The 20,257-nt window shown below is 41.8% G+C and carries 16 protein-coding genes; 1 reads left to right on the forward strand and 15 read right to left on the reverse strand.

Annotated elements, in window-relative coordinates; genetic code table 11:
* Positions 1 to 77 precede the first annotated feature (77 nt).
* From priA to COD92_RS23850, 7 genes are all read right to left on the reverse strand, one after another.
* Positions 78 to 2,489, reverse strand: coding sequence for a primosomal protein N' (gene priA, locus COD92_RS23820; RefSeq protein WP_098528789.1), 2,412 nt, complete (start codon positions 2,487 to 2,489; stop codon positions 78 to 80).
* On the reverse strand, positions 2,476 to 3,699 hold the full coding sequence (gene coaBC, locus COD92_RS23825; RefSeq protein ID WP_098528791.1) for a bifunctional phosphopantothenoylcysteine decarboxylase/phosphopantothenate--cysteine ligase CoaBC: 1,224 nt from the start codon (positions 3,697 to 3,699) through the stop codon (positions 2,476 to 2,478). The genes priA and coaBC overlap by 14 nt, the downstream gene beginning before the upstream one ends.
* A 186-nt stretch (positions 3,700 to 3,885) precedes the next feature.
* The gene (gene rpoZ / locus COD92_RS23830) at positions 3,886 to 4,104 is read right to left on the reverse strand and encodes a DNA-directed RNA polymerase subunit omega (RefSeq protein WP_098528793.1); all 219 of its coding nucleotides are present in this window, start codon (positions 4,102 to 4,104) and stop codon (positions 3,886 to 3,888) included.
* 1 nt (position 4,105) lies between these two features.
* Positions 4,106 to 4,720 carry a guanylate kinase gene (gene gmk / locus COD92_RS23835; protein WP_098528795.1) on the reverse strand — a complete coding sequence of 205 codons (615 nt, stop codon included), beginning with the start codon at positions 4,718 to 4,720 and terminating at the stop codon, positions 4,106 to 4,108.
* Positions 4,721 to 4,732: 12 nt separating this feature from the next.
* The gene (gene remA, locus COD92_RS23840) at positions 4,733 to 4,996 is read right to left on the reverse strand and encodes an extracellular matrix/biofilm regulator RemA (RefSeq protein WP_098528797.1); all 264 of its coding nucleotides are present in this window, start codon (positions 4,994 to 4,996) and stop codon (positions 4,733 to 4,735) included.
* A 61-nt stretch (positions 4,997 to 5,057) separates the two neighbouring features.
* Positions 5,058 to 5,933, reverse strand: a complete 876-nt coding sequence (locus tag COD92_RS23845; protein WP_098528799.1) for a YicC/YloC family endoribonuclease — start codon at positions 5,931 to 5,933, stop codon at positions 5,058 to 5,060.
* 101 nt (positions 5,934 to 6,034) lie between these two features.
* A complete protein-coding gene (locus COD92_RS23850; RefSeq protein ID WP_098528801.1) occupies positions 6,035 to 8,713 on the reverse strand; it encodes a calcium-translocating P-type ATPase, SERCA-type in 2,679 nt (892 codons plus the stop codon).
* 163 nt (positions 8,714 to 8,876) lie between these two features.
* On the opposite strand from COD92_RS23850, the gene COD92_RS23855 reads away from it, so the two are divergent.
* A complete protein-coding gene (locus COD92_RS23855) occupies positions 8,877 to 10,586 on the forward strand; it encodes an Rqc2 family fibronectin-binding protein (protein WP_098528803.1) in 1,710 nt (569 codons plus the stop codon).
* Positions 10,587 to 10,692: 106 nt separating this feature from the next.
* On the opposite strand, the gene pyrE is transcribed toward COD92_RS23855, so the two are convergent.
* Genes pyrE through COD92_RS23895 form a run of 8 tightly spaced genes read right to left on the reverse strand, consistent with a single transcriptional unit; the run spans position 10,693 to position 20,213 of the window.
* Positions 10,693 to 11,343 carry an orotate phosphoribosyltransferase gene (gene pyrE, locus COD92_RS23860; protein ID WP_098528805.1) on the reverse strand — a complete coding sequence of 217 codons (651 nt, stop codon included), beginning with the start codon at positions 11,341 to 11,343 and terminating at the stop codon, positions 10,693 to 10,695.
* Complete coding sequence (gene pyrF, locus COD92_RS23865; protein WP_098528807.1) at positions 11,340 to 12,056, reverse strand: orotidine-5'-phosphate decarboxylase; 717 nt, start codon at positions 12,054 to 12,056, stop codon at positions 11,340 to 11,342. The genes pyrE and pyrF overlap by 4 nt, the downstream gene beginning before the upstream one ends.
* Positions 12,028 to 12,969 carry a dihydroorotate dehydrogenase gene (locus tag COD92_RS23870; protein ID WP_098528809.1) on the reverse strand — a complete coding sequence of 314 codons (942 nt, stop codon included), beginning with the start codon at positions 12,967 to 12,969 and terminating at the stop codon, positions 12,028 to 12,030. Before COD92_RS23870 ends, pyrF begins: the two co-directional genes overlap by 29 nt.
* The gene (locus COD92_RS23875; protein WP_098528811.1) at positions 12,966 to 13,739 is read right to left on the reverse strand and encodes a dihydroorotate dehydrogenase electron transfer subunit; all 774 of its coding nucleotides are present in this window, start codon (positions 13,737 to 13,739) and stop codon (positions 12,966 to 12,968) included. The genes COD92_RS23870 and COD92_RS23875 overlap by 4 nt, the downstream gene beginning before the upstream one ends.
* Positions 13,736 to 16,942, reverse strand: a complete 3,207-nt coding sequence (gene carB / locus COD92_RS23880) for a carbamoyl-phosphate synthase large subunit (RefSeq protein ID WP_098528813.1) — start codon at positions 16,940 to 16,942, stop codon at positions 13,736 to 13,738. The genes COD92_RS23875 and carB overlap by 4 nt, the downstream gene beginning before the upstream one ends.
* Positions 16,935 to 18,026 (reverse strand): carbamoyl phosphate synthase small subunit, encoded by a 1,092-nt coding sequence (locus tag COD92_RS23885; protein ID WP_098528815.1) that lies wholly within the window; start codon positions 18,024 to 18,026, stop codon positions 16,935 to 16,937. The genes carB and COD92_RS23885 overlap by 8 nt, the downstream gene beginning before the upstream one ends.
* Positions 18,023 to 19,309 (reverse strand): dihydroorotase, encoded by a 1,287-nt coding sequence (locus COD92_RS23890; RefSeq protein WP_098528817.1) that lies wholly within the window; start codon positions 19,307 to 19,309, stop codon positions 18,023 to 18,025. Before COD92_RS23890 ends, COD92_RS23885 begins: the two co-directional genes overlap by 4 nt.
* The gene (locus COD92_RS23895) at positions 19,269 to 20,213 is read right to left on the reverse strand and encodes an aspartate carbamoyltransferase catalytic subunit (RefSeq protein WP_098996580.1); all 945 of its coding nucleotides are present in this window, start codon (positions 20,211 to 20,213) and stop codon (positions 19,269 to 19,271) included. The genes COD92_RS23890 and COD92_RS23895 overlap by 41 nt, the downstream gene beginning before the upstream one ends.
* Positions 20,214 to 20,257 lie beyond the last annotated feature (44 nt).

Below are 20,257 nucleotides of genomic sequence, written 5' to 3' on the forward strand. Positions count from 1 at the left end.
GGCGCTTCCGCTTTTCTTATCATTTTCACCCAAAATCGAAAAACATAACCTTTTTCCAAATGTAATTTAAGTTAAGCCTACATTAAAATTACAGGATTTGCATCGATTGAAACCTGCAAACCGCTTTTCGTATCCTTTTGATATTGATCAAGAATCGTTTTAAGGGTTTGAGTGAGGTTCGGTTCCCGTTTGTATTTTATCAAACATTGATAGCGATATCTATTATTTATCCTAGGGATGGATGAGGCTGCTGGCCCTAAAACAACAGCTTTATCTGAAACTTGTGAGCGCACGTAGTTGACCATTTTCTCTGTTGCCGATACGACGTTGATCAGGTTTTCATGACTTACCGTAATTAGGGCTAGATAATAGAATGGGGGATAATGATGCAGCTTGCGAATTAACATTTCCCGCTGATAAAATAAATCAAAGTCTTGACGACCGGCAAGCTCAATACTATAGTGCTCCGGTGTATAGGTTTGAATAACGACTTCACCTGGCAGTTGATGTCTTCCGGCCCGGCCGCTGACTTGTGTTAATAATTGAAACGTTTTTTCTGAAGCTCGGAAATCCGGTAAATGGAGCATCGTATCTGCTGAAAGGACGCCAACTAAGGTGATGTTTGGAAAATCCAGGCCTTTTGCAATCATTTGAGTCCCTAGTAAAATATCGGCTTTTCCATCTTTAAAATCACTGAGAAGCCTTTCATGCGCCCCTTTTCTTCCTGTCGTATCAACATCCATGCGAATGACCCTTGCCTCGGGGAGAATCTTCCCTAATTCTTCTTCCACTTTTTGTGTTCCTGTGCCAAAATAACGGATGTATTCACTATTACATTCAGGACAATTCTTCGGCACATAGCTTTCATAACCGCAATAATGGCATTTCATCTGTTCCTTCACGCGGTGATAAGTAAGGGAAATATCGCAATTTGGACAGTTTACCACATAACCACAGTCTCTGCACATCACAAATGAGGAATGTCCCCGCTTATTTAAAAATAAAACAGATTGCTGTTTCTTTTCGAGCCGATCCTGAAGCAATTCGAAAAGCTTCCGGGAGAACATGGACCGATTGCCGTCACGAAGTTCTTCACGCATATCAATAATTTCGACAGCAGGAAGTTCCTGATTGTTCATTCGGTTAGGTAAAGATAAAAGTTGATATACCTTCTTTTGTGCTCTTGCAAAGGACTCAAGCGAAGGGGTAGCACTTCCAAGCACAACTGGACAATTATATGTCTTAGCTCTTTCAATCGCCACATCCCTGGCGTGATAACGCGGCATTTCTTCCTGCTTATAACTGGTTTCGTGCTCTTCATCAATGATAATGATGCCAATGTTCTCAAAGGGTGCAAAAATAGCTGACCGAGCCCCGACCACAACTTTTACTTCCTTACGTTGGATCTTGCGCCATTCATCATATTTTTCCCCTGCCGATAAACCGCTGTGTAAAACGGCTACTAAATCACCAAATCTTCCTTTAAATCGATGGACCATTTGCGGAGTGAGAGCAATTTCCGGTACCAGAACAATCGCTTCTTGACCTTTTTCGATCACTTCCTGAATGGACTGTAAGTAAATTTCTGTTTTGCCGCTCCCCGTAACACCATAAAGCAAAAACACCTCATGATGACCCTGTTCAATTGATTGAAGAATCGGCCCAATCGCCTGCACTTGCGCATCTGTTAACGGCAGCGGCTTAGTCCGCTCAAATTTTCGATGTTCAAAAGGATCTCTGTATACTTCTTTATCAAACTCTGCCAATAATCTTCTTTCTACAAGGGCTTTTATCGTCGACCCTGAAGTTTTTAGCTCATCAATCAAGGTTTTTAATTCCACCTCATCAAAATGCCTCAGAAAATACTGCAAAACTTGCCGTTGCTTTTCTGCCTTGGCCGGGATGGATTGGAGTGCTTCTTCTAATTCGTTCTGGCTGACGGTTGGCCGAACAAACTTCCGGTGTTTTTTCCTTACACGTTCTTTTACAACATATACGACTTCTAAATGGCCGTTTGAAGCCTCACGCTGCAACATAGGACCAATCCCCATTTTTAATGCTTCTTCCCAGTCGAGTTCGCCGTCATTCTCAAAGAAGGCCTGCAACTTTGAGGGTAATTCAATGGCAGCCCTCCTGTTTGCAAGCCTGACTTTTTTTTCATATTTTGCTTTTAATGCTGCCGGCAGCATTACCTGAAAGGCAAAAATTTTAAAACAAAGCGTGTTTTCAGTCAACCAGTTACCAAGTTCTAATAACTCCTGATTCAAGACAGGCTTTAAATCCATCGGCTCAATAATCTCTCTAAGCTTTTTCACTTCTGATTCTGTTTTTAACCCCACTACAAAACCCTGGATATGTCTAGGGCCAAATGGGACAATGACCCTCATCCCTTGCTGAATGGTTCCCCTCCACTGTTCAGGAATTAAATAATCGAAAGCCCGGTCCGTTTGTTTTGTCGGTACATCGACTATTACACTAGCTATTTCCATGTGTTTTCATATCCTTCAATAGCGAAGTAATTTCTTCAATAATTTTTACGGCAACTTCGTTTTTTGACATCAGCGGCAAGCTGATGACCTCCCCGTACCGTTTAAAAAGAGTGACAATGTTTGTATCGGTGCCAAAGCCAGCACCTTCCGTCTTTACATTGTTCGCGACAATCATATCTGCATTTTTATTGAGTAATTTTTTTTTCGCATATTCTTCAAGATGATCCGTCTCTGCTGCAAAACCAACCAGAAGTTGATTTGTTTTTCGCTGTCCTAGTTCAAAAAGGATATCATTTGTTCTTTCCAACTCAATGTTTGTGTCGCCTGCCTGCTTTTTCACCTTATGGTCAAAAGTAACCTTCGGACGGTAATCGGCCACCGCTGCCGTCTTTATGACCACATCCGCTGTGTCAAAGTATTTCAAGACCGCTTGGTACATATCCTCTGCACTTTCAACCTTTACAAGTTCTACCCCTTGAGGAGCGGATAGTGAAACAGGACCTGAAACCAATATGACTCGGGCACCTTGTTTAACTGACTCTTCAGCTAAAGCGTACCCCATCTTGCCCGATGAATGATTGGAAATAAATCGAACTGGATCAATTTTTTCGCGGGTAGGCCCAGCTGTAATAATAACGGTTTTTCCCTTTAAATTTTTATTTTCTAGGTGATTGAAATAGTTTTGAATTAACATGACAATTTTTTCGGGTTCTTCAAGGCGGCCTTTTCCAACATAACCGCAGGCAAGGTATCCCTCACTAGGCTCAATAAATTGACAGCCAAACTCTGCTAATACAGCAAGGTTCTTTTTTACAGCTGGGTGGTCATACATATGTACATTCATAGCAGGGGCAATCCACACAGGTACGGTGGCTGCAAGCAATGTGGTGGTAATCATATTATCGGCGATTCCACAGGCTAATTTGCCAATTGTATTAGCTGTAGCTGGGGCAACCAGAATTAAATCAGCCCAATCTGCTAAATCAATATGAGCAATCACTTGTGGATTTTTCTCATCAAATGTGTCGGTAAACACATCATTACGCGATAAGGCCTGAAAGGTTAAGGAGGTAACAAATTTTTCCGCTGATTCACTTAAGATGACCTTAACGTTAAACCCTGCTTGTACAAGCTTACTAGTAAGCGCTGCAGCTTTATAAACAGCGATTCCTCCTGTGACACATAATAGGATGTTCTGTTCCTTACTCATTTTTAAGCCCCCACTCTTGTCCATTACTTTTTACTTTTATTATGCTAGAAAAAATTCTTTTTTTCATCTATTTCCTCATGAAAAATCGCGCAATACACTTAAAGCAAAATAAAAAGGCTGACATACAGGTGATTTCCCTTTTGTCAGACCTTCTTTCATTTTATATTGTGACTTTGGGCCGTATCATTAATCAGTAGCGGATTCTGCCTTTTTTGAAATTCGATAGGTTAGTTCACCACTATAAATTTCCTCTAATGCTTTTCCTACATATTTATAAGAAACATATTTAGGAAGTCTTTCATCTTTTACCTGAGACATGACGCGGGCGCGCTTAGCAGCAACAGATACAAGTGAATATTTCGAATCAATTTTTTCTAACAAGGAGTCAATAGACGGATATAACATATTATTCAACCTCCAGCAGTTTTTTATAGCGATATTCGACTCTTTCTCTACGGCAGTGCTCTGCCGTTACAATGGCTTTCACACGTTTGCAGGCAAGCTCCACCTGATCATTTTCCACTACATAATCATATAATTCCATCATTTCGATTTCCTCACGTGCAGTTAACATTCGATTATGAATGATATCCTCCGTCTCGGTTCCTCTCGTAACAATTCTGTTCTTGAGTTCAGTTAAGCTTGGCGGCATGAGGAAAATAAATAATCCCTCTGGAAACTTCTCGCGTACCTGACGGGCACCCTTCACTTCGATTTCTAAGAAAACATCTTTTCCAGAATCTAATGTTTGACGAACATAATCTACAGGCGTTCCATAATAGTTGCCAACAAATTCGGCATACTCCAATAACTTACCTTGCTCAATTAACTGTTCAAATTCCTCACGTGTTTTAAAAAAATAATCTACCCCGTTGACTTCCCCTTCACGTGGAAGACGGGTGGTCATCGAAATGGAATATTCAAAATCGGTATCTGGATGTGAAAAGATCTCTTTTCGGACAGTTCCTTTCCCAACACCAGATGGTCCAGACAATACAATCAGCAACCCTTTTTCCTGCATATTATGAAAATCCTACCCTTCATCAATAATATCATCACGGTCAGTTAAGCGATTGGCAACCGTCTCCGGCTGTACAGCTGAAAGAATGACATGGTCACTATCCATTACAATAACAGCACGTGTCCGTCTGCCATAAGTAGCGTCAATTAACGATCCCCGATCCCTGGCATCTTGAATTATTCGTTTAATTGGCGCAGATTCCGGGCTGACAATGGAAATAATGCGATTGGCAGAAACGATATTACCAAATCCAATATTGATTAATTTAATCGACATGGTTACTCATCCAATCATTAATAATATATTTTGACCGTGTTAAACAGTTTCTAAACAAATCTTATTCGATATTCTGAACCTGTTCCTTCAGCTTTTCAAGTAAACTTTTGATTTCAACCACTTTTTTAGCAATATTAGAATCATTTGCTTTTGAGCCGATGGTATTGGCCTCTCTGTTCATTTCCTGAACAAGAAAGTCCAGCTTCCTGCCAATTGGCTCGTACTCATTTAAGGTTTGCAAGAATTGCTGAATATGGCTTCTTAACCGAGTAATTTCTTCATTAATATCTGCTTTGTCAGCAAAAACTGCTACCTCTGTTAAAATTCTCGTTTCATCTAATTGTCCATTAACAAACTCTTGCATTCTCTTGGTCAAACGCTCCTTAAAGGCTTGAACAACGAGGGGAGCAAATTTCTGAAGCTCTGTTACATTTGTTTCAATTTGGGCAGTGATCGCAAGTAAATCTTTTTTTAATTCATCCCCTTCTGCTATCCGCATTTGCTTTAACAGCAGCACAGCCTCCTCAGTGGCTGTAAGGACAAGCTTTTCGATTTCTTCATTACCGGCTTCACTTTCTTCAATATGTAAAAGTTCGGTTCGATTGAGCAAATCCTGAAGGGTAATGTCCCCTTCAATCCCGTATTTACTTTTAGCTTCATTAATAAACACAAAATATTCTTCAATCAGCTTCCAATCCGGCTGAATCTTCCTTGAAACAATCCCTTCACCATCAACACTCACATACACTTCCACCCGTCCGCGGCGAATATGCTGGCTTAAGATCTTTTTCAGTTTATCTTCTATTTTTAAAAGTTGTCTTGGCATGCGGATATTCATTTCAGAAAATCGGTGGTTTACAGTTTTTATTTCGACATTCACCGAAAATGCCCCTGACTCTGTTTTGCCTCTGCCAAAGCCTGTCATACTAATAACCATCACGTACACATCCAATCTTAGATAATGATCGGCTCTTTATTTTTTAAAAATAACAAAAGGTAATAGAATGAGTTCTATCACCTTTTGGATTATATCATACTTTATTTTGTTTTTCTTAACAAAAATGATCCTGCTAGTAAAAAAGTTGGTACAGATGATAATCCTAAAATTAACAGCCAATCTTTTGCTGCAATAGGAAGTGTGTGAAAAATTGGCTGCAAAGGCGGATAATAAATAGCTACTAGCATTAATAATAAAGATGAAATGACCGCCCAGACTAGATATTGATTCCCAAACGGGTTTCTTGAAAGGACTGATCTTTCACTGCGGCAATCAAAAACATGGATCAGCTGAGCCATAACAAGCGTTGCGAATGCAACAGTCTGTGCGTATGGAAGTTGACTTGGATCATTATGGTACACAATCATGAACGCCAAAAGTGTAACAAGCCCGATTAGGAATCCGCGCGAGACAACTTTCCAGCCAAGACCCCGCGAGAATACCCCCTCATTAGGACTGCGTGGACCACGTTTCATTACATTCTCCTCGGGTTGATCAAGCCCCAATGCCATCGCTGGCAGACCGTCAGTCACTAAGTTCACCCAAAGAATCTGAATTGGTACGAGTGGCAGCGGCAATGCCAATAGCATCGCAAACAGCATGACTAAAATCTCACCGACATTAGAAGCAAGCAAGTAGCGGACAAATTTACGAATATTTTCGTAAATATTTCTTCCTTCCTTAATAGCTACTTTAATGGTAGCAAAATTATCATCCAATAATACGAGTGCAGACGCTTCTTTTGCAACGTCGGTACCTGTGATGCCCATGGCGACACCGATATCAGCAGCCTTAATAGCAGGAGCATCATTGACTCCATCACCTGTCATGGCAACAATATGTCCTCTATTTTGGAGTGCTTTAACGATTTTTAACTTATGTTCCGGAGACACCCTCGCAAACACCGAGACATCTTCCACAACATCTTCAAGTTCTTCTACAGACATTTCAGCTAGTGTTTTTCCTTCAAGCACCTTACTCTTTTTAGTCAAAATCCCAAGTTGAGATGCAATTGCTTTGGCAGTAATCACGTGGTCGCCCGTAATCATTACTGTTTTTATGCCCGCCTCTTTACATTCTTTTACAGCTGCTTTGACTTCAGGTCTTGGCGGATCAATCATGCCTTGGACGCCGATGAAGGTTAATTTTTTCTCTGCCTCATGGTCACTTAAGATGATTGTACCGGCCGAAATTGGCTTATAAGCTATCGCAATGGTTCTTAATGCCTGTGATGCAAGTCCATTAATTGCATCCTGAACCTTGCTTTGCGTATCCCTACTTAAGTATTGTGTTCTCTCATCCCATAGGATCGACTCACAGATCCCTAGCACGACATCCGGTGCACCCTTGGTGACAATAAAGTGCCGTTCCTGTTTGTCTTTGACATGAATACTCATCATTTTCCTGGTGGAGTCAAACGGGAATTCATTGACGATTGTAAAATCTTCTAATAGTTTGGTCCGGTCAAAGCCAGCTTTCATCGCACTAACCAGCAATGCCCCTTCAGTTGGGTCTCCGTCAAGGATATAATCGTCATCTTTCACGGCCAGTTCTGAATGGTTGCACAACATACCAAATATTAGCATTTGCTGTAACGACTTCTCATCCCTAGGCTGGACATTTTGTTCATCTCGATAAAAATTCCCTTGTGGCTGGTAGCCGACCCCGTCGACCGTCCACGTGTTCCCACCGCTCCACAAATGGGTAACGGTCATTTTATTTTGTGTCATCGTTCCAGTTTTGTCCGAACAAATGACCGACGCACAACCCAGCGTTTCTACAGCCGGTAGTTTCCTGACGATGGCATTTTTCTTAATCATTTTTTGAACGCCTAATGATAAAGCCACGGTCACAATTGCCGGGAGCCCTTCTGGTATCGCTGCGACCGCTAGTGAGACACCTGCCAAGAACATCTCATATAATTCATGTCCCTGTAATACTCCGACAATTACCACTAGAACCGTCAGTAACAAAGCCACGGTAATTAATATTTTGCCAAGCTGCTCTAGTCGCCGCTGCAGTGGTGTATCCTGGGACTCAGCATTTTGCAGTAAATCGGCAATCTGGCCCATCGCTGTTTTCATACCAGTTGCCATGACAACACCTAACCCGCTTCCCCTCGTAATCATCGTTCCCATAAAAGCGATATTTTCCATATCACCGATGCCTGGATTTGGGTTGCTTAATGGTTCGATATGTTTAGCCACGGGAACTGACTCACCCGTCAGCGCTGATTCTTCTATTTCTAAGCTCTTCGATTCAATAATTCGGACATCTGCACCAATTCGATCTCCGCTTGCAAACTTGATGACATCGCCAATGACAATTTCTTTTGATGGAATCTTAATCCATTGTCCATCACGTAGTACTGATACCTGTGGGGCCGATAACTCTTTTAGAGCTTGGAGTGATCTTTCCGCCCTCCGTTCCTGGTAGAAGCCCAGACATCCGTTAATAATGACAATCGCAATAATCGCAATGGCATCGATATACTCGCCCAGCAAGCCTGAAATCAAGGTTGCAGCTAACAGCACTAATACCATAAAATCTTTAAATTGGCTGAAAAATAAGAGTAAAGCCGATTGCTTTTCTCCCTCTTCTAATTCATTTAATCCGTGCTGTTTTACTCTTTTCTTTACTTCTTCCTGTGATAATCCAGAAGAAAAGTCGGTTTCTAGAGCCTTTTCTACTTGATCTAGCTTCATTTCATGGAATTTCATCCGACCATCTCACTTCCCCCTTTTATAGACTTGCTCTAAGGAAAGCTTATTCAGGGTCGTCCAAAAAAATGCTAGATGAAAATGTGATTGATGGGTAAATTAAGACAGATTTTAGCCAGATAGGATATAATTGAAACATAGCTTCTAGAAAAGGATGTTTTCCATGTCATTTGATGGTTTATTTACAAAAGCAATGGTTGATGAATTGGTTCGTTCCCTCAAGGGAGGACGGATTAACAAAGTCCATCAGCCTTATAAAAATGAAGTAATTCTAACGATCCGCGCAAACGGAGTCAATAAAAAATTATTATTATCGGCTCACCCAAGCTACGCAAGGGTCCAATTCACCAATGAAGCCTACGATAATCCAAGTGAACCGCCGATGTTCTGTATGCTGCTTAGAAAGCATATTGAAGGACATATATTAGAGGATTTGTATCAGGTTGATAATGACCGGATCATTGTGTTTGAAATTAAAGGCCGAAATGAAATTGGTGATATCAGCTACAAACAATTAATTATCGAAATTATGGGACGCCATAGCAATATTGTTTTAGTTGATAAGACACGCAATATCATTCTCGATAGCATTAAGCACGTTTCTTTTGCTGTAAACAGCCATAGAGCCATTCTTCCTGGACAGCCTTATATCAACCCGCCAGAACAACATAAGGTCAATCCGTTTACTGCTGTTGAAGAGGATGTGTTAAAAAAGATAGATTTTATGGGTGGTAAACTGGACCGCCAGCTCGTTGAACACTTCGGAGGTATTTCACCGCTTTTGGCAAAGGAAGTAATATTTGAGAGCGGGTTAGCCAATCGTTCAACAGTGCCAGCAACATTTGTAAGACTAATGAAAAAAATAAGCTCTGGTGATATTGCTCCTTCTATCATGACTTCTAATGGAAAAGAGTTATTTTATTTATTCCCGCTTGAACATATAAAAGGAGAAGTAAAAACTTTTTCAACCCTTAGTGAAATGCTCGACCGATTTTATTTCGGCAAAGCAGAACGTGACCGGGTGAAACAGCAGGGAAATGATATTGAGAGATTTATCACCAATGAAAAAGAAAAGAATGAGAAGAAAATTGACAAGCTCCAACGTACATTAGCAGAAGCAGAGAAAGCAGACAAGTTTCAACTATTCGGGGAGTTGTTAACTGCTAATCTTTATGCGGCCAAAAAAGGGATGAAAGAAATCGAGGTTCTTAATTATTATGATGACAATGGCGGCATGATTATAATTCCACTCGACCCTAGAAAGACACCATCTGAAAATGCCCAAAAGTATTTTTCCAAATATCAAAAAGCGAAGAATTCCATCTCGATTGTGGTTGAGCAGATTGACAAGGCCCGAGAGGAAGCAGCCTATTTTGATAATTTGCTCCAACAGGTCCAAGCAGCCTCTCCTAAAGATCTTCAAGAAATCCGAGAGGAACTAGTTGAGGGCGGGTATATCCGTGAACGACAAAAAAGGAACGGGAAAAAACTTCAGAATAGCAAGCCGGTACTGGATCATTTTGTTGCGTCTAATGGAACAGAAATCATTGTTGGTAAAAATAATAAACAAAATGATTACCTAACTAATAAACTCGCAGCGCGAGATGAAATTTGGCTTCATACAAAGGATATTCCAGGGTCACACGTAGTTATCCGCAGTAAGGAGCCTTCAGATGAAACGATTCTTGAAGCTGCAAATTTAGCGGCGTATTATAGTAAAGCACGTAATTCCGGATCGGTGCCTGTCGACTATACAAAAGTCCGTCATGTAAAAAAACCGAGTGGAGCAAAGCCTGGGTTCGTCATTTATGATAATCAACAAACGGTTTATGTGACTCCAGATGAGGAAATGGTTTTAAAATTGAAGAAATAATAAATAAAAGTGGGGAGCCATCAAACGATTTGGCTCCCCTCATTGGTTTATCAGCGGTATTTTGTAACTTTTCGGCGATTTCCAAACTTTATCAGCGAAAAATTTATTATATCAGCGATTCTGCTTCCTCGAACTTTTGGCTCCATACAGCTGGGTCCTTGCTCCATAATAACAGGCTTTCTTGATTTTCCGAACTCACATACCCCTTTGAAATAGCCACTTCAATTAAGGTTGAAAAATCGGTTAATGAAAAACTCTTAATATTTTCTTCTTCAAACACTTGTTTTCCTTTTTCAAGGCCGTATGTAAAGATGGACACGACTCCCTGCACGTCACAGCCTGCTTCTTTTAATGCATTAACTGCGGTGATCACACTGCCTCCAGTAGAAATCAAATCTTCGACTACGACTACCTTTTGACCTGCCTCGGCTCTTCCTTCAATCTGATTCCCTTTACCATGACCCTTTGCTTTCGAACGAACGTAGCACATAGGAAGCTCCATTAGGTCGCTGACCCATGCGGCATGAGGGATACCTGCCGTTGCAGTTCCTGCAATGACCTCCGTCCCCGGAAAATTTTCTTCTATCAGCTGCTTCAGTCCTGCAGCAATTGCTTTTCTTACCTCAGGGTATGATAGTGTCAGACGATTATCACAATAGATTGGGGAACGAAGTCCTGATGCCCACGTAAATGGCTCCTCGGGCTTCAAGGCAACCGCATTGATGTCTAGTAATTTTTCTGCAATTAATTTTTTCATTGTGTTACTCCCTTCCATGCTTCCATCCATTGTTGATAACTTGTTAGCGGGTCTTGCGAACGGGTAATAGAGCGGCCTACCACAATTGCACTTACCCCCATTGTCCGTGCTGATTCAGGGGTGGTTACACGTTTTTGGTCCCCAACCTGATCAGACGCCATCCGAATCCCCGGGCATACCGTCAAGAACGATTGTCCGGCTTTCTCCTTAATCAAAGCTGCTTCCCACGCTGAACAAACGACACCATCTAAGCCTGCTTGCGCCGTTAAAGCGGCATAATGAAGCACCGATTCCTTTAAGGAGACCGGAATAAGTTGTTCTTTTTGCATTTGTTCCTCAGACGTACTTGTTAATTGCGTAACTGCGATACAGTTAGGTCGTTTCCGTCCTGCAGGGGTACCTGCTTCAAGACCTTCCAGTGCCGCTTGCATCATATCAATTCCACCGGCAGCATGAACATTAACCAAATCACACTCTAAACGTGCAAGACCCTTCATTGCACTTTTCACTGTGTTTGGAATGTCATGAAGCTTTAAATCCAAGAAAATACGGTGACCTTGTTCTTTTAGCTGATGTATAATCGAGGGGCCTTCCTGGTAGAACAATTCCATCCCTACTTTTACAAAAAGCTCTTTGCCAGCAAACGGCTTTAGAAATTGATTAACTTCGTTTATGCCGGGAAAGTCAAGCGCGATGATAAGCGAGTTGTCCATGTTCCTTCCAGCTCCTTCCTGTACATTCACTGATGTGTTCAAATCCTAATTTCCCAAGCAGTTCAGGCAGTTCCTCAATGATAGTCGGACAAACAAACGGGTCAACGAAATTGGCAGTTCCGACTGCAACAGCACTGGCCCCTGCATAAAAATACTCGATCACGTCTTGAGCCGTCTCAACACCGCCCATTCCGATAATTGGAATTCCAACCGCCTGGCTGACTTCGTAAATCATCCGAATCGCCACTGGCTTTATGGCTGGGCCGGACAATCCACCGGTTCGATTGGCTAGAATCGGTTTGCCTGTTTTTAAATCAAGTCTCATCCCAACAAGGGTATTAATCATGGTCAACCCATCCGCACCACCGGCTTCAACGGCCTTTGCCATTTCTACAATGTTTGTTACATTGGGCGACAGCTTCACATATACAGGTACCTCTGATACCTCTTTAACCTTACGGGTTAATTGTTTCGCTGTTTCCGGAATGGTTCCAAAAGCAATCCCGCCTGTTTTTACGTTAGGGCAGGAGATATTCAGTTCAAGAGCATGTACATTCGGAGCCTTAGAAATTTGACGGGCTACTTCCACGTAATCCTCTTCAAGCGAGCCGGCTACATTTGCAATAATTGGTACATCGTACTGAGATAAAAAAGGAAGCTCTTCGCCAAGGACTTTTTCTAGTCCTGGATTTTGCAAGCCAATTGCATTTAACATGCCTGCAGAGGTTTCTGCGACACGTGGTGTTGCATTTCCGAACCTTGGTTCTACTGTTGTAGCTTTAATCATAATCGCGCCGAGTACACTCAGATCATAGAACTGACTGTATTCTCTGCCGAACCCAAAGCAGCCGGATGCAGGCATGATTGGGTTTTTTAAGTTTAAGCCTGGTAATTCAATGTTTAATCGACTCATATCAATACCTCCCCGGCTCGAAATACAGGACCATCACTGCAGACCTTTTTATAAGAAACTCCTGTTGGATCATTCTTCTTTTTACATACACAAGCAAAGCAGGCACCGATGCCGCAGCCCATCCGCTCTTCAAGCGATAAGAATACTTTTTTATCTTGATAATTCTGCTCAATTGCTCTTAACATTGGAGTTGGTCCGCATGTATAGATACAATCAAACTGCAATTCTTTCATCACATCCGTCACAAAGCCCTTTCTACCATAAGAACCATCAACAGTCGCTACATAGGTTTCCCCATTTTTCAAAAACTCCTCTTCGTAAAAGACAGCTGATACAGTCTGGAAGCCAAGCACATGGATGACTTTAACACCTTTTGCAACTAACTGATTTGATAATTCATATAATGGAGGAACGCCAATTCCGCCGCCGACAAGTAAGGCAGTATCTCCTGTGCTGACTTCCTCAACAGGAAAACCATTACCTAGTGGACCAAGGATATCGACATGCATCCCTGGTCGTAATTCTGCAAGCATGGAGGTTCCTTTCCCTTCCTTGCGGTAAATCATTGTCAAACTATTTTGTTCGGTATCATAGGAAGATATACTAATCGGTCTGCGCAATAATGGATCTAAACCATTTGAAACTTTAAGATGCACAAACTGCCCAGGTGCATTGATCTGGCTGACCAAATCTCCATGAATGATAAGCTCAAAGATATCTGAAGCAATTTCTTTTTGGCTGAGTACTTTGCATAACTCTTTTTGGATCATGCAAACACGGCCTCCTTTTTCATTGCTGTCATTGGTTCTGCTGAAAAGTTCATTGATTCAATTACTTTTAAGATCGCATCAGCCGTGTCAAGTGAAGTTAAGCATGGAACTCCATTTTCGACAGCTTCCCGGCGAATTCTAAACCCGTCACGTTCAGGCTGTTTCCCTTTTGTTAATGTATTGATAATGAACTGTGCCTCACCATGATGAATGACATCTAATAAAGTTTTTCCTTCTGAACCAATTTTGCCGACAACCTTCACTCTAAGGCCTGCTTCTTCTAATATAGCCGCTGTTCCGCTTGTTGCCATTAAACGATAGCCGTTTGCAGAGAAACGTTTCGCAAGTTTTAAGGCTTCCTGCTTATCCTTATCTGCTACCGTAAACAATACGGTACCGAACTGCTGAATTTTCATACCTGAAGCAACTAAGCCTTTGTATAGGGCTTTTTCGAGTGTAACATCCTTACCCATTACTTCTCCAGTCGACTTCATTTCAGGTCCGAGCGTAATATCGACACTCTTCAATTTAGCAAAGGAGAAAACCGGAACTTTGACGTATACTCCTTCTTTCTCAGTAACTAGTCCTGGGATGAAGCCTTGGTCGAGAATCGATACCCCAAGAATCGCTTTTGTCGCGATTTTTGCCATTGGGATATTCGTAATTTTACTTAAGAATGGAACGGTACGGCTCGATCTTGGGTTTACCTCTAGTACATATACTTGATCTCCCGCGAGCACATATTGAATGTTTAGTAATCCAATAATATTTAGGCCCTTCGCTAATTTCTCGGTGTACTCAACAAGTGTTTGTTTCACTTTTTCACTAAGGGTTTGCGGAGGATAGACTGCAATTGAGTCACCTGAATGGACCCCTGCTCGTTCGATATGTTCCATAATACCCGGGATTAAAACATTAGTACCGTCACAAATAGCATCAACTTCAATTTCTTTTCCTGTTAAGTAACGGTCAATCAATACTGGATGCTCTGGATTCACTTTTACAGCGTTTTTCATATAGTGAAGAAGTTCTTCTTCATGGTAGACAATTTCCATAGCTCTTCCACCAAGCACATAAGAAGGACGGACAAGGACCGGATAACCGATTTCTCCGGCGATAACAAGAGCTTGTTCCACTGACATGGCCGTTTTCCCTAATGGCTGTGGAATGTTTAACTTTTCTAGCGCCTGTTCAAATTTATCACGATTTTCAGCACGGTCTAAGTCCTCTAAGCTTGTTCCAAGTATTTTCACGCCGTTTTCTTCAAGTTTTGCAGCCAAGTTGATCGCGGTTTGTCCACCAAACTGAACGACTACCCCCATTGGTTTCTCTAGATTGATAATACTCATAACATCTTCGATTGTCAGTGGTTCGAAGTAAAGCTTGTCGGAAATACTGAAGTCGGTAGATACTGTTTCAGGATTGTTGTTAATGATTATCGCTTCATAGCCTGCTTCTTTAATGGCTTTTACAGAGTGTACGGTCGCATAATCAAATTCAATTCCCTGGCCGATTCGAATTGGGCCAGACCCTAGTACAATGACACTATTTTTCGCTGTTACAATTGACTCGTTTTCGTCTTCATATGTGCCATAGTAGTATGGTGTTGCCGATTCAAATTCGGCTGCACAAGTATCAACCATTTTATAAACTGGGATAATACCGAGATTTTTTCTTGTATTATAAATTTCTTTTTCGGATGTATTCCAAAGCTGTGCGATTTTTTTATCGGTAAAGCCTTTTTGTTTTGCTTCTAGGAGAATTTCAGTATCAAAAGGGTTGGCTGCAAGTACTGTTTCCATTTCAATGATACCTTCCATCTTCTTTAAGAAGAATAAGTCTATTTTACTCCATTGGTGAATCGTCTCTATGGTTAATCCACGTTTTAACCCTTCTGCGATGTAAAAGAGGCGTTCGTCCCCTGCTTTGCGAATCCGTTTTTCGAGTAATTCATCATCGATTTCTGCAGCGTCGTTTAATTCGAAATGGTAAACCCCTGCCTCAAGAGATCGGATCGCTTTCAATAAGGATTCTTCAAACGTCCGGCCAATCGCCATTATCTCTCCCGTTGCTTTCATTTGCGTTCCAAGTGAACGGTTCCCCGATTCAAACTTGTCAAACGGCCATCTCGGGATTTTGGTTACAATATAATCTAGCGCCGGTTCAAAGCTTGCATACGTTTTTCCTGTAACAGGGTTTAACATTTCATCAAGTGTTAAACCGACTGCAATCTTAGCTGCAAGCTTAGCAATTGGGTAACCGGTTGCTTTGGACGCTAGTGCCGAAGAACGGCTAACACGTGGATTTACTTCAATAATATAGTAATTAAAGCTATCTGGATCTAGAGCAAGCTGAACATTACAGCCACCTTCAATTCCTAAGGCACGGATTATTTTTAACGAAACATTTCGAAGCAACTGGTATTCACGATCGCTTAATGTCTGACTTGGAGCAACGACGATGGAATCTCCGGTATGGACCCCGACCGGATCGATGTTTTCCATATTACAAACAACAATCGCATTGTCATTTTTATCTCGCATCACTTCGTATTCAATTTCCTTGAAGCCAGCGATACTTTTTTCTAGCAAACATTGATTTACAGGGCTGTGCTTTAGTCCGCTTGTGACAATTTCCTCGAGCTCCTCGTCGTTATGACAGATACCGCCGCCTGTTCCTCCTAATGTAAACGCCGGACGAACAATCACTGGAAAACCAATTTTTTCAACGAATGCTTTCGCTTCAGCTAATTCATGGATAATTTCACTATCTGGAACTGGTTCGTTTAATTCATTCATCAGGCTGCGGAAAAGATCGCGGTCCTCTGCTTGGTTAATCGCTGAAAGTTTGGTACCAAGAATTTCTACTTCGCATTCAGCTAAGACGCCTGATTTTGTTAATTCGACAGCCAGGTTAAGACCGGTTTGTCCGCCAAGAGTAGCAAGAAGCGCATCTGGACGTTCTTTGCGAATGATTCTGCTGACGAATTCCACAGTCAAGGGTTCAATATAAACGGCATCTGCCATCTCTGTATCCGTCATGATGGTGGCCGGATTGGAGTTAACTAGAATAACACGGTAGCCTTCTTCTTTCAGAGCGATACATGCTTGGGCACCGGCATAGTCAAATTCTGCAGCCTGCCCGATAACAATTGGTCCTGAACCGATTACTAAAATGGAGTTGATATCTGTACGTTTAGGCATTTGCTGTAACCTCCTGTTTGTTCTTTTCCATCAAGTCTATAAATTGATTAAATAGGCCGTTTGCATCTTCTGGTCCTGGGGATGCTTCGGGATGGTATTGAACTGTAAATGCTGGATAATCTATATGTTTTAATCCTTCGACTGTTCCGTCGTTTACTGCGATGTGAGTAATTTCTAAACTTGTATTTTTAATCGAATCTGCTTCAACTGTATAACCGTGGTTTTGTGAGGTAATCGCAACCTGTCCTGTTGAAAGGTCTCTGACCGGATGGTTCGAACCACGATGACCGAACTTCATTTTTTCTGTATTAGCTCCGCAAGCTAGTGCAAATAACTGATGACCTAAGCAAATTCCAAACAATGGCACTCTGCCTAATACACCTTTTAGCATATCAATCGCTTCTGGAACATCTTTTGGATCCCCAGGTCCATTAGAAAGCATAATTCCGTCTGGACGTAATTGGAGGATTTCTTCTGCTGTTGTATGGTATGGGACGACAACGACGTCACAATCCCGCTGATTGAGTTCACGTAAGATCCCGTGCTTCATACCAAAATCTACAAGGACTACACGCTTGCCGCGCCCTGGACTTGGATAAGCATTTTTTGTGGAAACTTGTTTGACTTGATTCGTTTGCAACGGTGCTTTTCGTAACTGATTTAATACCTCGTTCGGATCTTTTTCAATGCTGCAGATAGCCCCTTTAAGTGTTCCGTATTGGCGGATAATCCTCGTCAATTTACGTGTATCAATCCCAGCAATTCCCGGGATTTTTTTCATGTCAAAGTATTCATCCAAGGTGTATTCGTTTCTCCAGTTGGAAGGGAAGTCCGCCGCTTCTTTCACAATTAATCCTTTTATAGCCGGATTGATTGATTCGAAATCGTCACGGTTGATTCCGTAATTCCCGATCAATGGATAGGTAAGGGTTACAATCTGTCCGCAATAGGATGGGTCAGAAATGATTTCTTGGTAACCGGTCATCCCTGTATTAAAAACAACTTCACCAATCGTTTCCGTGTCACTGCCAAAGCCTTTACCGATAAATATGGTTCCATCTTCTAAAATTAGCTGTTTTTTCATGCCAATACACTTCCTTTTTCCCAAGCAATTTCTCCTCTAGCGATTGTCATCTCAGGCCATCCCTTACATTTCCAACCGCCAAATGGTGTATTTTTTCCTTTTGATAAGAATTCTTCTGGGTTAATTGCACGTTCTTCATCAAGATTCAACAGAACTAAATCTGCAGGTGCCCCTACTTCGATTTTTCCGTAAGGCAGGCCAAACGCTTCCGCTGGTTTGACTGTTAGATACTCAATTAATTGTTGGAGCGTCATTATATTGTTTAAAACAAAGTGTGTATATAGTAACGGGAACGCAGTTTCTAGACCTACAATACCGAACGGTGCAAGTGTCATTCCCTCAAGCTTCTCTTCTCCTGTGTGTGGTGCGTGATCGGTTGCAATGAAATCAATTGTGCCGTCTAAAAGCCCTTCTATTAAGGCTTTGCGGTCTTCAGCATCCCGAAGCGGCGGATTCATTTTGAAGTTTGTATCAAGACCTGGAATATCATCTTGAGATAACAATAAGTGATGCGGTGTTACCTCTGCCGTTATCTTAATTCCTGCTCGTTTCGCATCTCTGACAACTCGGACTGATTCCTTTGTACTGATATGGCAGACGTGATAATGACAATCTGCTGCTTCTGCTAAGAGCACATCTCTGGCAATTTGAACTGATTCACAGACAGATGGGATCCCATTCAATCCATGTTGCTTTGCAAATGATCCATCATGGACTGATCCCTTATTGATTAACGTGTTTTCTTCACAGTGAGCAACAATCGCCATATCAAGTGCGGCTGCTTTACGCATAGCTTCAAGCATCATCGCAGCTGACTGCACGCCTACCCCGTCATCCGTAAAGGCAAATGCACCCAGAGCTTTCAGTCCTTCAAAATCTGTTAAGTCTTGACCTAACTGACGGATTGTAATCGAAGCATATGGGAGAACCCTAACCTTCGCCGTATCCTTTATCCGCTTTTGTAAGTCCTCCATGTTGCTAATGGTGTCAGGCACCGGTCTTGTGTTTGGCATGTTGGCAATAGTGGTAAATCCGCCTCTTGCCGCGGCTAGGGTACCGGTTGCGATGGTTTCCTTTTTTTCGCCTCCTGGTTCACGCAGGTGAACATGTAGATCGATAAATCCTGGTGCCACTAATTTTCCTTGTGCGTCTATTGTGCGATCGACGACCGCATTAATCTGGGTATCGATTTTGGTAATAATCCCATCTTCTATTAATATATCGGCTTGTTTCGTTTCACCGTTAAATGCTGTGCAGCATGCGTTCTGAATAAGTAGCTTCATTTTGAATTCCTCCTTCAAGACTTTCAATTGATCTTTTGATTGCCGCCATTCTGACGTATACACCATTTTCCATTTGCTTGAATATCCTTGATCGCTTGCACTCGACAAGACTATCAGCTATTTCTACATTTCTATTAACAGGTGCAGGATGCATGATAATACTGTCCTGCTTCATCATCTTTTCTCTTTCTAGTGTAAGACCATATTGTTTGTGATACTCATTTGCCGTAAAGCTGCTTTTTTGTTGATGCCGTTCATGTTGCACACGCAACAGCATCACAACATCTGCTTCTTGGATCGCTTGGTCAATCGGTCTGTACTTGGACATATCTGCACTGCGTGAATCAAACCAATCTTCAGGACCTGAAAAAATCACTTCAGCGCCCAGCCTAGTCAATACATCGGCATTTGAACGAGCCACACGGCTATGGCGAATGTCTCCGATAATAGCAATTTTCAATCCGGCAAATTGGCCGAACTCTTGATGAATCGTCATTAAATCTAGCAATGACTGTGTAGGATGATGACCGCATCCGTCACCGCCATTGATGATTGGTATATTGACTTTTCCAACCAACTCATCAAAGTAGCGGTCCTGATCGTGACGAATCACAACTGTTCTTACACCAATCGATTCTAATGTTTTAACTGTATCGTATAGTGTTTCCCCTTTTTGAACACTTGATGTCAGCACTTCAAAGTGAATCACATCAAGCCCTAACCTTTTTTCAGCTACTTCAAAGCTGCTTTTTGTTCTTGTACTAGGTTCAAAAAATAGGTTGGCAGCGAATATTTTTCTCTCCGGATGCCACTCCATTCCTTTTTTAAAGTTGTGGGCATCGCTTAAGATTTGATAAATCTCATCCACCTTTAATTCATTCGTGGTTAATAAATGTTGTAACATCCAATTCCCGCCTTCCAATGATAATAAAAACACCCTGACAGTTA

The sequence above is a fragment of the Bacillus sp. AFS037270 genome (genome assembly GCF_002585305.1).